Source organism: Nocardia sp. NPDC052001 (genome assembly GCF_040680615.1).
Taxonomy (GTDB): domain Bacteria; phylum Actinomycetota; class Actinomycetes; order Mycobacteriales; family Mycobacteriaceae; genus Nocardia.
Genome location: NZ_JBFAXC010000002.1, coordinates 1,094,421 through 1,108,335, shown reverse-complemented (window position 1 = coordinate 1,108,335; position 13,915 = coordinate 1,094,421). Strand labels below are relative to the sequence as shown.

The following is a 13,915-nucleotide window of genomic DNA, read 5'->3' as shown; positions in this document are numbered from 1 at the left end:
CCCTTGATGTCTCAGACTTCTGATGTCTCAGATTTCCCCACGATGGTCGCCCGGGAGCGGTATCCACGGCACCACATCCACGATCCGGCCCGGATGCACCGCCACGATCAGCACGGGGGTGCCGGTGTCGAGTGCTTGGTCGGCGCGCGCGATATAGAGCTCGGTTCCCCCTCTGATGGCGACCAGAACCTCTCCGAGTTTGTGTGCGCCCCGGATCGGCGTGGTCAGCGTACCGGTCAGTCCCAGCACCGGGTCGGACATCTCGGGCAACTCCTCGCATTCGCGGTGAATTGCCAGGGTAGTTGCGTAATCCGGCAATAGTTGGACCGCACGGTCGGATTTCGCGACCAAATTGATAACTACATTTTTGCTACCCATCGGTATCATTTCCGATGCCGCAGCGCGGCCCGAGTTCGCGTCGGCCGCTTCCGCACTCGTGAAAGGTGCCGAGAATATGCCCGTGCGCGTCGAGGTGAGAAAATGCTGGTTCCCCGGCCCCCGAGCTGGCAGGCTTAAGCGGTGACCACCCCTCCGGATATACCGGCCACGAATACGGCCGACGACAAACTGGACGCCGGCGTCCTCAAAATCGCCGGCGTCGTCGTGCTCGGCGCCATCATGTCGATCCTCGACGTGACAGTCGTGACCGTAGCCATCCCTACATTCCAGCAGACCTTCGACACCACCTACGCCATCGCGGCGTGGACGATGACCGGCTACACCCTGGCGCTGGCCACCGTCATCCCGCTGACCGGTTGGGCCGCCGACCGATTCGGCACCAAGCGCCTCTACATGGCGGCGCTGATCTTCTTCGTACTCGGCTCGATCCTGTGCAGCACGGCCTGGAATATCGAGTCGCTCATCGCCTTCCGCGTCATCCAGGGCCTGGGCGGCGGCATGCTCATGCCCCTGGGTATGACGATCATGACCCACGCCGCCGGACCGCAGCGGATCGGCCGCGTCATGGCCGTGCTCGGCGTGCCGATGCTGCTGGGCCCCATCATGGGCCCGATCCTGGGCGGCTGGCTCATCGACAGCTTCTCCTGGCACTGGATCTTCCTGATCAACCTGCCCATCGGCATCATCGCGCTGGCGCTGGCGTTCATCGTGTTCCCCGCGGACCGGCCCGAACCCTCGCAGTCCTTCGATTTCATCGGAATGCTGCTGGCCTCACCGGGTTTGGCGCTGTTCCTGTTCGGTGTGTCCTCGATTCCCGGGGAGGGCACCGTCGCCTCGGCCAAGGTGCTGATCCCGGCGATCATCGGCGCGATCCTGCTGGTGGCGTTCGTGTACCGGGCGCTGCACACCGAACATCCGCTCATCGATCTGCGCCTGTTCAAGAACCCGTCGCTGCGCTACGCGGTGCTCACCATGACCCTGTTCGCCATGGCGTTCTTCGGTTCGGGTCTGCTGCTGCCGAGTTATCTGCAGCAGGTGCGCGGTGAATCGACCCTGATGGCCGGTCTGCTCATCGCACCGCAGGGCTTGGGCGCGATGCTCACCATGCCGGTCGCGGGCCGCCTGGTCGACAAGATCGGCCCGGGCAAGATCGTGCTCACCGGTATCTCGATCATGGTGCTGGGCATGGCGTTCCTGACCCAGGTCAGCGCGGATACGTCCTACGTGGCACTGTGCGGGGCACTGTTCGTGATGGGTCTGGGCATGGGCTGCACCATGATGCCGACCATGACCGCCGCCATCCAAACCCTCACCCACGCCCAGGTGGCGCGCGGCTCCACCCTGATGAACATCGTCAACCAGACCGCCGGATCCATCGGCACCGCAACCATTTCCGTGGTCTTGACGAACCTGCTCAACAACCGCCCCCTCGCCGGAGCCGCCATCGGCTCCCGCTCCAACCCGGAGATCGCCGAAAAGTTGCCCCCGGGCGCTTTGTCCACCGGTTTCGACGAAGCGGCCACCGCCTTCGCCCACACCTTCGTGGTCGCCCTGGTCCTGCTGGCCGTCACCCTCATCCCCGCGTTCTTCCTACCCCGCACCAAACCGAAGAACCCGGAACTCGCCGAAACCCCGGTCGTCGTCGCGCACTGAGGATTTCGCACACAGACCTCGCCCCCGCCGAATCGTTTCGGCGGGGGCGAAGTTGTGTCCGGCTGCTTCAGGAGGTCGCGGCCAGGCCGGTGGGGTCGGCGGTGATGCGGCCCGAATCGGTGTCGTAGTCGTACAACTCGCCGTAGCGGCCCCAGTCGATGGCCAGTTCGAGTTGGCGGCGGGCGTCCTCGTCGGAGAAGCCGCGGCGCAGTAGATCAGTGAAGAAATCGGCGCGGGCGGTGCCGTCGGAGCTGCCGACCAAGGCGCTGCAGATGGTGCGGACCAAGGGGGCGCGGCGGCGGGCCTGGGTGGCGAAAACATGTTTGCTGGTTTGGATATTGGCGGTGGTGAAGTTCGCGCCGACATTGGTGAGGATGACATCGCCGGAATCGGCGATCAGGAAACCCAGCAGGGCCGCCGCATCGACCAGGGGTAGCAGATCATCGAGTTCGAAATTGAGTTCATCGGCGATCACCGGCAGGTCCGCGCGGCCGTCCTGGGCGTAGACCAATTCCAGCAGACCGGCGATACCGCCGACCGAGGCATCGGGCAGGGGAGTGACGAAAGGGGTGCCGTTATCGGTTGCGGTGGCGGCGATTTCGGTATCGCGGCCGGTGAGCAGACCGTAGATCTGATCGACCAGGGCGAGGAAACCGGGGGCGCGGCGATTACGCGGGCGCGGCAACTCCACGGTGACCTCGGCGATGATGTGACCCGGATTCGCGCCCAGCACCACCACACGGTCGGCCAGCTGCACCGCCTCCTCGATATTGTGGGTGACGATGCAGACCGCGCGGGTGGGGAAATCGTCTGTGGCCCACAGGTTCACCAGTTCGGTGCGCAGATTCTCCGCGGTCAGCACATCCAGCGCCGAGAACGGTTCATCCATGAGCAGCAGATCCGGTTCGAGCACCAGGGCGCGCGCGAAACCCACGCGCTGGCGCATACCGCCGGACAGCTCCTTCGGATAGGCGGATTCGAAACCATCGAGGCCGATCCGGTCGATGGCGTCCAGGGCGAGCTGGCGGCGGCGTTCGGGGGCGATACCGCGCGCGGCCAAACCGAGCTCCACATTGTCCTGCACGGTCAGCCACGGCATCAGCGCGAACGACTGGAACACCAGGGCCGCACCGGGATTCGCGCCCGTGAGCGGCTTACCGCGATAGCGCACCTGCCCGCTGGTGGGGGCCAGCAGACCCGCCACCGTGCGCAGCAGCGTCGATTTGCCCGAGCCCGAACGGCCCAGCAGCGCCACGATCTCCCCGTCGCGCACCTGCAGATTCACGTGTTCGAGCACATTGAGGCGCTCCCCGGCGGCGCCGGTGAAGGACATGCCGACATCGTCGATGTCGATCAGGACCTCTCCGGTGGTTGCGGTCGTCATGAGAGTTCCTTTCGGTCAGAGCGAATAGCGGCGCTGGGCCAGGGCGTACAGGCGACGCCAGAACAGGCGGTTGATCCCGACCACGTAGGCGCTCATCACGAGCACGCCCACCAGAATGCGGGGACTGTCACCGTCGCGGGTGGCCTCGGCGATGTACGCGCCCAAACCGGTCGCCACCAGGGTGGTGTCCCCGTACGGGACGATCTCGGCGACGATCGAGGCATTCCAGGCCCCGCCCGCCGCGGTGATCGCACCGGTGACATAGCTGGGGAAGATGGCGGGCAGAATCAGCTTGCGCCACCACAGCTTTCGCGGCAGTCGCAGGCTCGCCGCCGCCTCGCGCAGATCGTTCGGGACCGCCGCCGCGCCCGCGATCACATTGAACAGGATGTACCACTGCGCGCCCAGGGCCATGAGCAGGATGCCCGCCCACTGCAGGCTCGCACCCGTGGCCACCAGGACCGCGGTCACCAGCGGGAACAGGAAGTTCGCCGGAAAACTCGCCAGCACCTGCACGATCGGCTGCGCGATCCGGGACACCTTGGGGTTCAACCCGATCCACACCCCGATCGGCACCCAGATCGCGGTCGCGAAGATCAACAGCACGATGACCCGGCCCAGGGTGATCACACCCAGGTACGCCGCGTGCGCGACCTCGCCGAAACCGACGGTGGTGTCGATATAGCGCAGCATGTAGAAACAGCCCACCGCGAGCGCGACCGCGACCACCGCGGTGAACAGCACATCGTTTGCGCGACGGCGCTTCTCGGGCACATACAGTTGATGTTCGGCCAGCCCGAACACCCGCATGATGCGGTCCAGCGGATACACCAGCGGCCCGAACACCTTGCCCAGCAGTGGCGGAATATGCGAGCGGCGCAATAGATCCAGCACCAGACTGCGCGGCGCGTTCGCGGCCTCGGTCTCCTCATTGCGGAAACGCTCGGCCCACACCGTGATCGGACGCCAGAACGCGATGTTCAGCCCGATCACCATGACCACCATCGTCACGATCGCCAAAAGGATTCGGGGCGTATCGCTTTCGGCGGCGGCCGAGGCCACATAGGAGCCGATGCCGGGCAGTGCGTACTGGCGATTGTTCACGCTGATCGCCTCGGCCGCGGTCAGGAAGAACCAGCCGCCACCGAAACTCATCATCGCGTTCCACACCAGCGGGAACATGCCGCTGGGCACATCGAGTCGCCAAAACCGTTGCCAGCGTGACAATCTCAGATTCCGGGCGGCCTCATCGAGTTCGCGCGGCTGCGACACCAGCGAATGATGGAACGCGAACGCCATATTCCAGGCCTGGGAGGTGAAGATCGCGAAAATCGAGGCCGCCTCCAACCCCAGCGACGATCCCGGGAACAGGGCGATGAACCCGGTCACCGTCACCGACAGGAACCCCAGGATCGGCACCGATTGCAGGATATCGAGCAGCGGCAGCAGCACCTTCTCCGCGCGCGGCAGTCGCGCGGCCGCGGTGGCGAAGACGAAGGTGAACGCGATCGAGAGCCCCAGCGCCAGGAACATGCGCAGCAGCGAACGCGCCGCGTAATACGGCAATTCGGCCGGATCGGTGGAAATGCTCGACGGTGCGCTGGCATCGTCGAACGGCACATCCATGCCCGCCGAGACCCGCACCGCCAGCCAGATCAGGATCGCCGCGCCCGCGAACACCGCGATATCGGCCCAGCGCGAGCGCGGGCGATCCAGCACACCCCGGGTGGGGAACGTGGTGCTCACGCCTCCACCTCGGTCTGGGGTACCGTGCGCCAGCCCACGCTGGTCACCGACGGCTCCAGGCTCAACCGGCTCACCGCGGACTCCATCTGCCGATCATCGCGGCGATCCCCGGTCAGCTCCGCGCGCACCTCGACCCGATTGGGTTCGATGTTGTGGCTCGAGATCGACACCAGCCGGAAATCGGTGCGGGCCAGCGACTGCACCAGCAGCGAACGCACAGCAGCCTCGTGATCGTCATCGGTGCGGGCGGTGAACGCGTACAGCGCCTCCACCACACCCTCGGCCGGGCGATCCACCGCGCGCGCCGCGGTCCGCAGCGCGGTATTGACCACCACCACGGCCACCGTGCCCGCCGCGGCGGTGCTGTACATCCCGGCACCGGCCAAGGCGCCGACCGCGGCCGCACACCACAGCGTGGCCGCGGTATTGAGTCCGCGGATATTGAACCCGTCGCGCAGGATGACACCCGCGCCCAGGAAGCCGATACCCGAAACGATCTGTGCCGCAACACGAGTCGGGTCAGCGTCCTTACCGCTGAATCCGTGCGCGGACAACAGCACGAACAGGGTGGCCCCGGCCGCGACGAGCGCGTTCGTGCGCAGTCCGGCCATGCGTGCCCGGTACTGGCGCTCGAACCCGATCACCGCGCCGAGCCCGACACCCGCGCCGAGCCGCAGCAACATTTCCCACGTGGTCATGACGCCCTCCAACTAAGAGGTCGGCGCACTCGTCAAGGCACGCTACAGGCAGGAAACCAGCCCGCGGCGGAGAAAAGAAGTGTCGCCTGGTGAACGATTGGCTAACGGAACTCTGTCCGATCCATCGGGCATGACGATCACCTCCACACCCACTACGCGAACGCGCCACCAGGGAGTGGATCCGGCATTGGACGGCCGGAAACGGTAACCACCCCTCGTAAGACCTTCAGCACTCCACGGCGTAACCCACATCGGGTGTGGGAGCCGGTCGGGATCACCCCTTAATCCGGGGAGACCTGTCCTGACCCGGGGCGTCTCTCGACGTTCGGGGTCGCCGGCCTATATCCGCAGAGGAGCCTCAGCTAACGACGGCACCTTGCGTCAGCGAGTAAACACCCCGGCGCGGGTCGCGGGCAACTCATGTGACGAGCGCAACTGCTCGCCCGCCCCCGCGCGGTCCGGGCTGCTCCGGACCTCGAGCGCATCCGGCGCGGTCGTTGATTCGCCGGTCGGTCTTATCCGTGTCGCTGCTCGAAATATGGTTGCCAGCAAATAGCTTGAATGGATGGGCGCAGTTATCGGAGACCTGTTGCCGCTCGGCATCGGCGTGGCGGTATCGCCGATCCCGATCGTGGCCGCCATCCTCATGATCCTGTCCAGAAACGCCTCCGGCGCGGGCAAGGGCTTCCTCGCGGGCTGGGTGATCGGCGTCGTGGTGGCAACCGCCCTCATCTGCGTGATCGCCGGTGCGGTGGGCATCACCGATGGTCGGGAGCCCTCGGCGACCGGATCGTGGATCAAGGTCGTGCTCGGGATCGGCCTGGTGGTGCTGGCCGCCAATCAGTGGCATGAGCGCACCGACACCACCCCACCGGACTGGATGAACGCCCTCGACCGGCTCACCACGGTCCGAGCAGCCGGTTTGGGCGTACTGCTGTCCGCGGTGAATCCGAAGAACCTGCTGCTGTGCGTCTCGGCGGGCGTGGCGATCGGATCGAGCACGATCAGCGCCGGCGGCAAGATCACCGCCCTGATCGTCTTCACCGTCCTCGCCTCGGCAAGCGTGGCCTCGGTGGTGCTCGGCTACGCCATCGCCGCCGACCGCGTGCGCCCCGGCCTCGACAGTGCCCGAAAGTGGTTGCAGGACAACAATCACGCGGTCATGGCGATCGTGCTGCTGGTGATGGGCGCGGTCGTGCTCGGCAAAGGCATCGGCGGACTCTGACCCGCACCGCCACCGCGCAGATGGATTACTGTGTCGGCGTGGGGATTACAGAGTTCGGGCCGGGGGATGTCATCTGGTTTCCGGAAGGCCCGTTCCATGGGATCTGCGGCGTGGTGCGGGAGGTGTACGACCGGCGCGGGGAGCTGCGGATCGAATTCGGGGAAGGGCTCGCACATCGCGAAGGCGGCGTACTGCGCGAGCGCCGCCACTCCCTGACCGTCCGATTCGACGAAGTCGAGTTGATGTAGCTACTTCACGAGCACGGGAAGCTCATCGGTAACCGGGACCTCGGTGCCGCGCAGCGAAGCGCCCACGGTCTCACGCAGGAACATCCACGCCACCAAGCCGATGGCACAGGCGCCGACCATGTAGAACGCCGGGAAGTAGTTCCAGCCGGTGGATTCGATGACCGCCTCGTTCACCAGCGGCGCGGTGCCGCCGAACAGAGCGGTGGACACGTTGTACCCCAGAGCGAAACCGGCATAGCGCACGTGCGTGGGGAAGATCGCGGGGAAGGTGGCGGTGATGGTGGACAGCTGCGGCAGATAGAGCAGGCCCAGCACGATGAAAGCCACCACGGCCCACACGATTCCACGCGCCATCAGCCAATACATCGGCACCGCCAGGGCGGCCAGCGCCAGCAACGAGAAACGCCACATGGGACGGCGGCCGACCCGATCGGACAGGCGGCCGAAGAACGGCAGCGCCAGCATCATCACCAACTGGCCGATCAGCATCATCGCCGTGGTGGTGGATTCGGCGACACCGAGGGTGTGCTGCAGATACGTGGGCTGATAGGTCAGCAGCGTGTAGTTGACGATATTGAGCGCCACCACCAGCCCGGCCAGGGTGAGCAGCTCGCGGCGGTACTCGGTGAGCAGTACGCGCAAACCACCCGCGGGCTGCTCCTGGTCCTGCATCTCGGTGAACACCGGCGATTCGTCCAGGCGCGAGCGCAGATACCAGCCGATCAGGCCCAGCGGGACCGCCAGCAGGAACGGGATGCGCCAGCCCCAGTCGTACATGGCGTCCGAACCCAGCAGCAGCTGACAGGCCAGCACCACCGCCGAACCGCCGACGAAACCGCCCAGGGTGCCGAACTCCAGGAAACTGCCCAGGAAGCCGCGCTTGCGATCACTGCAGGTTTCGGCGAGATAGGTTGCCGCACCGCCGTATTCGCCGCCGGTGGAGAAGCCCTGCACCACCCGCAACAGGATCAGCAGAATCGGGGCCAGCACCCCGGCGGTGGCATGGCTGGGCAGCAGGCCGATCGCGCCGGTCGCACCCGCCATCAGCAGAATCGTGGTCGCCAGCACCGCTTTACGCCCGATGCGATCCCCGAGCGGACCCCACACCATGCCGCCGAGCGGGCGCAGCAGGAATGACACCGCGAAACCGAGCATGGTGCCCAGGGAACCGAGATGCCCGGGGAAGAACGCGGCGGTGATGTACGTGGCGGCCGCGGCGTACACGCCGTAGTCGAACCATTCGGTGGCATTGCCCATGGCGGCGGCGGCCACCGACCGAGTCTGCTGTGCCGAGTGCGGGTCACCGCTCGTCATGCCGGTCCTCTCTCATCGGGTACGTGCGTCGCGCAGCCCGAAAGATCAGGGCGCGCCCGCACTGCGGCTACCCGATGGGGTAGCCAGCAAACCCGAGCGTTGACGGCGCGCCCCGATCGGCGGGGTGGCCATCAGCGAGTTCAAGAGGTTTGTGACATGGATCGCAGTGGCGTGAATGCGACGAGCAAACCAGCCGGGCGCGCTAGTCCATACCGCGCTTACCCGGCGTCCAGAACGGTTTGGTGCGAATCGCGAGTCGCGGCCAATCACGCTCGTGCACAAGGTGTTTGCTGATCATCTGAATGGTCCGGGCCTCACCGGCGAGATAGGCGACACCCGGCGTGGAGGGCAGTTCGAGCTCGCGCACCGCGTCCAGCAACACCTGCGACCGCGCGGCGGAGGCGTCCCCGCGCACCGGAGCGGCCAGCGCGGCGGCCCGCGGTAAGGGCAGCCGATCCTCGGGTGTGGCCGTTTCGACCGCGCCGTAGACCGGAATATGGTCCGGTACCGCGGCGAGCATGGCCCCGAACGCGACCGAGGCGGTCTCCTCACCCGCGAACAGGTGATAGGGCGCGTCATCGTTCACGACGAACGAGCCCTCCGGTCCGCGGAACATGACCTGTGCGCCCGGTGCGGCGGCGCGGCCCCAGCGTGAGCCCGGTCCGTCGCCGTGGTCCATGACGCACAGATCGAACTCACCTCGCTCGGGGTCGAACTGCCACACCGTGTACGTGCGCAGATCACCGACCCGCGCCAGCAGCCCGCCCGCGGCATCACCGATGGCGATCCGCACATGTTGTCCGGGCAGGCATCGGGTGTTCCGCAGGGCGGGTGCGCTGATGCGCACCCGGATCATGCGGGCGGCGATCGGTTCGGTTTCCAGGATGTGGCCGGTGCTGAAGAACCGGTCCAGCAGCAGATCACCCAGATCACGCGACCGGCGGGGAGCGGGTGCGCGCCGCGGATCGGCACCGGGCGACCGCGATTGTTCGTCACTGACGGATCGCGCCTGATTGTCACTGTGCGCCATGGCAATACCTTCGATTCGAAAGGGTCAATCGATATGCCGGCCGCGCCGCCGGCGATGCTGCCGACGTTTGACGTCGGTCTTGAGATGCTGCAGTTCACGAGTGGTATCGGTGAGAATCGCGCGCACCTGATCGACCACGGCGGGATCACCGTGCGCGTGCACCACCACCGATACCGCAGCCTTGAACAGGCGCAGTACCGGTTTGATGATCTCGGCGGCGTCGGGATCACCGAACAGGCCCCATTCACCGCGCTCATCCGCGCGCGCCCAGATGCGCGCGATCGCCTCGCGATGCTGATCGACCTCGGTTCGCCCGGCCGGGCTGATATGGAAAACCTTACGGCCACTGTCGATTTCGAGCGTGGCCAAACCTTCGTCATCGAGCTGCTGCAAAGTCGGATACACCGCGCCCGCACTGGGCCGGTACGCGCCGCCGCAGCGCTTCTCCAACCGGGACATCAACTCGTATCCGTGCCCCGGCTGTTCGGCGATCAATGCCAGCAGCGCCAACCGCAATTCACCGGTGCCGAAGAACCGGCCACTGCCGGGCCCGATACCGGCGAAGTCGGCCAAACGTCTCGGATCCACCCGCTGAAGATATATCTTAAGATAGTGCTGAAGCAACGGCTTCGGAGTAATTCCTCAGGTGTGCAACGGGTTCCGTGCGGTAGTTCGTTACGTGTTATCCGGTGCGTCGAGACCCAGGTGGCGCGAGAGCAGAGCGATCTGATCAGCGAAGCGCGTCAGGAATTCGGGCGAGCGCGGATCCTGCCCGCACACACCCTCGATGATGTGCGGCAGCGTGGTCGGGGCCATGGCCGCGCCCATGAGCATGACCAGCAGGTAGGCCGGATCCAGATCCGCGGGCAGCTGTCCGGCCTGCTGCATGGCCCGCAACTCCTCGACGCTCTCGGTGAGCATGCGAGCGCGCGGTTCATGATCGGGATCGTCGGCGGGTGCGGTGTATTGCAGACCGGTCCACGCCAGCAACCGCGCGCCGTCGGGATTGTGCAGGGCCTCGAGGGCGTAGGTGCGCAACTGCTCGGGCAGGGGAGTGCCGGGCGGCACCAGTTCAGCCTGGCGCTGCTGCCATCGCTCTGAAACAGCTTGGTAGAGGCCTTCTTTGCCATCGAAATAGTACGAGATGAGCTGCACGTTCACCCCGGCTCGCGCGGAAATGGCGGCAATGCGCGCACCCGCGTACCCGTGCGCGCCGAATTCCGCGGCGGCGGCGTCCAGGATCAGCGCGCGGGTGCGTTCGGGATCGCGCTGACGATCCTGCGGCTTGGGCGACCTGCGGGGCTTCGGTTCGGGCACGCTCGGATCATACATTCACCTGGCTGATTCAAGCGGATCTGTGTATTAATCAAACAAACACTTGACAGATTCGCTCGCCGGATCGGACCCTGGAATCACCCCGCCGGGTGGTCCTAACCCGGCCGAACAAGGACACGCACATGTCGATAACACCGAAAATCCTCATCGCGGGCGCGGGCATCGGCGGGCTCGCCCTCGCCCAGGCGCTGCACCACGGCGGTCTGGAAGTGGCCGTCTACGAACAGGACCCGACACCTCGAATCCGCAATCAGGGCTTCCGCATCCACATCGACGCCGACGGCAACACCGCGCTGCGCACCTGCCTGCCACCGGCGGTGTTCGAGTTGGTGCGCGCGAGCAGCGGAACCAACGACGACGTGCTCGGGATGTATACCGAGCAGCTCGATCCGACACTGCGGCAACAGTTTCCGGGCATCACCGACGAGCTGATCACCAACGTCGACCGCAACACCTTCCGGCGCGCACTGCTGACCGGCCTCGGCGATCGCGTCCACTTCGGGCATACCCTCACCGGCTACGAGCTCACCGACTCCGGACAGGTGCGGGTCCACTTCGCCGAAGGCGCTGCCGCCGAAGGCGATCTGCTGATCGGCGCGGACGGCGTCGGGTCGGCCGTGCGGCGCGAACTCCTACCGCACGCCACGGTGCGCGACCTCGGCGTGCGCTGCCTCTACGGCCGCATGACCCTCACCGACACCACCCGTGTCCTGCTGCCCGCCGAGCTCGAACACGGCTTCAACTGGGTATCCGACGGCACCGGCTGCGGCGCTGGCTTCGCACCCCTGCGCTTCCGCAACCTCCCCTCGGATGCCGCCGACTACCTGATGATCACCCTGCTCGCGACCCCCGAACACCTCGGCGTACCGCACACCGAACTCCAGCGCCTCGCCCCGCACGAACTCTGGAAACTCGCGAATACCGCCACCGGCCACTGGCATCCGACTCTCCGCGCACTGTTCGCCCACGCCGATCCCGACTCCTTCTTCCCGATCGCCCTGCGCGCCGGTGAACGAGTGCCACCCTGGGAATCGGGTCCGGTGACCCTGCTCGGCGACGCCATCCACACCATGCCCCCGACCGGCGGCGTGGGCGCGAACACCGCACTACGCGATGCGGAAACCCTTGCCACCGAACTGCTTTCGGCCACCGAAGGTCACCAATCACTACGGGAAGCCGTCGCCGCCTACGAAACCGTCATGCTCCCCAGGGGTTTCGCGACGATCGACAGCTCCCTGGCCATGGCCGCAGAGCTTTTCGGCGAAGCGGTATGAGCTAGCGCGTCGCGGGTGCGCGATCGTGCCGGGCGATGAATTCCATGGTGCGAGCGGCTATCCGCTCCGGAATCTGGAACAGGATGCCGTGCGCGGTATTCGGATAGGTCGCGAGCTCCCCGCTCGGCAGGTGTTCGGCGATACGCGCGGACGTCGCCTCGAGATTCGCGACCAGCGAATCCTCCCCGAAGATGGTCAATGACGGGACGGCGAGGCGCGGCGTCGTTCTTGAATCGTCCGATCTTGGCCATGGCCTCCCCTTATCATCGTTGATGGTAGGAACGTACCACATAAGTGGTATGTCCGTACCATGATGATGACGTGCGGGAATGCTCGCGAAATCGGTGCGATTCAGCGATACATCGAGCGGTACGCCGCGATCGTCTGCACCAGGTGATCCACGATCTGATCCCGCGAGGCGCGCAGTGTGCCGTTCAGCCAGGCCGAGAACATGCCCGCGTTACCGCTGGCCATGGTGACCGCCGCCAGTCGCCGGCGCACCGGATCCTCGATGTGGGCGAAGAGGTGATCCTGGATCAGGCGGGTGAAGGCGGGCATGACCGCGATGGTGGTCTGGCCCAGCCCGGTCGAGGAATACGGCTCGACCAGGAACAGGCGCGATTTGCGCGGATCCTCGAGCACCTTGTCGACCAGCACCTCGGACAGCGCGCGATCGCGGTCCGGATCATCGGCCACCGCGAACGCGGTCATCGGCTCGAGGAACTCCTCGGCGATCTGCCGGTACAGCACATCGAGCAATTCGTCTCGGCTGGTGAAGCTTTCGTAGAAATACCGGTCGGTGAGATTGGCCGTGCGGCATACCGCGCGCATGGTGACCGCGCCCGCACCGGATTCGCCGATCAGATCCAGGGCGGCGTCCAGCAGCGTGGCGCGCCGGGCCTCACGGCGTTCGGTGAGGGTGGTTCCGCCCCAGATACGAGGTTCGGCGTCGGAGGGTGGTTGGCCTGTCTGCACCGGGTCAAGGGTAGTGCCCGGTGCCGGGCGCGTGTGCGCACCCGGCGCCGGAGTGCCCCGGTACGCAGCGCGGACGCCGCCGAGCGGCCGCGCAACCGATCAGCTGACCAGGCAGGCGCTGCCCAGATTGATACCGGTGCCGACCTGCACGGTGGCCCACTGGGAACCGTTGTAGCTCCAGGCCTGCACGTAATGCGTCCCGGTGGAGGTGGGGGTCCAGCTCGAGGTCGCGGTACCGCCGCTGCCCAGGCTCACCTGCTGCGGGCTGAACGTCGACGAGCTGCTGTCATACAGCCAGATGTACTCGTTCGGACTGCCGTTCACGGTGACCGTGTACGAGCAGTTGGTGCCGTAACCATTGCCCAGCGAGCCGGACGAGATCGAGACGCTGGTGACGTACGCCGACGCATCGGGCGCGGCCAGCACCAGCGCCAGCGCCGAGGCGGCGACCGCGCTCGCGGCCAGGACTGGTTTTCGAGATCGGATCATATCGATCATCTCCCCTGAGGAAGGGTGAAATACTACGTGCGCCGCGATCCGGCGCATATATGAAGTGTCGGCATTCAGGGGTCGCGACACGCGCGTATCGGACTACTCGTTCTGAATTGGGTTGTGGCGCAACGCCCCGCGCGAT

General features: G+C 66.1%; 15 protein-coding genes and 1 riboswitch. Of the genes, 4 read left to right on the top strand and 11 right to left on the bottom strand.

All coding sequences use genetic code 11. The features are described from left to right. Positions 1 to 27 precede the first annotated feature (27 nt). A complete protein-coding gene (locus AB0L82_RS13485) occupies positions 28 to 261 on the bottom strand; it encodes a hypothetical protein (protein WP_364634854.1) in 234 nt (77 codons plus the stop codon). A gap of 258 nt (positions 262 to 519) precedes the next feature. Between AB0L82_RS13485 and AB0L82_RS13480 the strand changes: the two genes are divergently transcribed. Then, positions 520 to 2,052 carry a DHA2 family efflux MFS transporter permease subunit gene (locus AB0L82_RS13480; RefSeq protein ID WP_364634851.1) on the top strand — a complete coding sequence of 511 codons (1,533 nt, stop codon included), beginning with the start codon at positions 520 to 522 and terminating at the stop codon, positions 2,050 to 2,052. A gap of 67 nt (positions 2,053 to 2,119) precedes the next feature. Here the strand turns inward: AB0L82_RS13480 and AB0L82_RS13475 are convergent, their stop codons facing one another. The 3 genes from AB0L82_RS13475 to AB0L82_RS13465 are packed head-to-tail and all read right to left on the bottom strand — an operon-like array spanning position 2,120 to position 5,880. After that, a complete protein-coding gene (locus tag AB0L82_RS13475; RefSeq protein WP_364634848.1) occupies positions 2,120 to 3,436 on the bottom strand; it encodes a nitrate/sulfonate/bicarbonate ABC transporter ATP-binding protein in 1,317 nt (438 codons plus the stop codon). 15 nt (positions 3,437 to 3,451) lie between these two features. Beyond that, entirely contained in the window at positions 3,452 to 5,182 is a 1,731-nt protein-coding gene (locus AB0L82_RS13470; protein ID WP_364634845.1) for an ABC transporter permease subunit, read from the bottom strand. Continuing rightward, entirely contained in the window at positions 5,179 to 5,880 is a 702-nt protein-coding gene (locus AB0L82_RS13465; protein ID WP_364634842.1) for an MgtC/SapB family protein, read from the bottom strand. Before AB0L82_RS13465 ends, AB0L82_RS13470 begins: the two co-directional genes overlap by 4 nt. A gap of 203 nt (positions 5,881 to 6,083) precedes the next feature. Beyond that, a riboswitch (M-box (ykoK) riboswitch) is annotated at positions 6,084 to 6,257 on the bottom strand. Positions 6,258 to 6,445: 188 nt separating this feature from the next. On the opposite strand from AB0L82_RS13465, the gene AB0L82_RS13460 reads away from it, so the two are divergent. Together AB0L82_RS13460 and AB0L82_RS13455 are read left to right on the top strand one after the other, a co-directional pair. After that, complete coding sequence (locus tag AB0L82_RS13460) at positions 6,446 to 7,105, top strand: GAP family protein (protein ID WP_364634839.1); 660 nt, start codon at positions 6,446 to 6,448, stop codon at positions 7,103 to 7,105. A 38-nt stretch (positions 7,106 to 7,143) separates the two neighbouring features. Next, positions 7,144 to 7,353 carry a hypothetical protein gene (locus tag AB0L82_RS13455; protein ID WP_364634836.1) on the top strand — a complete coding sequence of 70 codons (210 nt, stop codon included), beginning with the start codon at positions 7,144 to 7,146 and terminating at the stop codon, positions 7,351 to 7,353. Here AB0L82_RS13455 and AB0L82_RS13450 read toward each other — a convergent pair whose 3' ends face one another. From AB0L82_RS13450 to AB0L82_RS13435, 4 genes are all read right to left on the bottom strand, one after another. Next, positions 7,354 to 8,667, bottom strand: a complete 1,314-nt coding sequence (locus AB0L82_RS13450) for an MFS transporter (RefSeq protein WP_364634833.1) — start codon at positions 8,665 to 8,667, stop codon at positions 7,354 to 7,356. Between the two features lie 202 nt (positions 8,668 to 8,869). Continuing rightward, a complete protein-coding gene (locus AB0L82_RS13445) occupies positions 8,870 to 9,697 on the bottom strand; it encodes a siderophore-interacting protein (RefSeq protein ID WP_364634831.1) in 828 nt (275 codons plus the stop codon). A gap of 24 nt (positions 9,698 to 9,721) precedes the next feature. Continuing rightward, the gene (locus tag AB0L82_RS13440; protein WP_364634828.1) at positions 9,722 to 10,285 is read right to left on the bottom strand and encodes a PadR family transcriptional regulator; all 564 of its coding nucleotides are present in this window, start codon (positions 10,283 to 10,285) and stop codon (positions 9,722 to 9,724) included. A gap of 87 nt (positions 10,286 to 10,372) precedes the next feature. Beyond that, positions 10,373 to 11,014, bottom strand: coding sequence for a TetR family transcriptional regulator (locus AB0L82_RS13435; RefSeq protein ID WP_364634825.1), 642 nt, complete (start codon positions 11,012 to 11,014; stop codon positions 10,373 to 10,375). 140 nt (positions 11,015 to 11,154) lie between these two features. Here AB0L82_RS13435 and AB0L82_RS13430 point away from each other — a divergent pair, with 140 nt between their 5' ends. After that, positions 11,155 to 12,306: an NAD(P)/FAD-dependent oxidoreductase gene (locus tag AB0L82_RS13430; RefSeq protein ID WP_364634822.1), complete on the top strand. Its 1,152-nt coding sequence runs from the start codon at positions 11,155 to 11,157 to the stop codon at positions 12,304 to 12,306. Position 12,307: 1 nt separating this feature from the next. On the opposite strand, the gene AB0L82_RS13425 is transcribed toward AB0L82_RS13430, so the two are convergent. The 3 genes from AB0L82_RS13425 to AB0L82_RS13415 form a co-directional block, all read right to left on the bottom strand. Further along, entirely contained in the window at positions 12,308 to 12,505 is a 198-nt protein-coding gene (locus tag AB0L82_RS13425) for a hypothetical protein (protein ID WP_364634819.1), read from the bottom strand. A 152-nt stretch (positions 12,506 to 12,657) separates the two neighbouring features. Then, a complete protein-coding gene (locus tag AB0L82_RS13420; protein ID WP_364634817.1) occupies positions 12,658 to 13,281 on the bottom strand; it encodes a TetR/AcrR family transcriptional regulator in 624 nt (207 codons plus the stop codon). A 99-nt stretch (positions 13,282 to 13,380) separates the two neighbouring features. Then, positions 13,381 to 13,770, bottom strand: coding sequence for a hypothetical protein (locus AB0L82_RS13415; RefSeq protein WP_364634815.1), 390 nt, complete (start codon positions 13,768 to 13,770; stop codon positions 13,381 to 13,383). Positions 13,771 to 13,915: the final 145 nt, after the last annotated feature.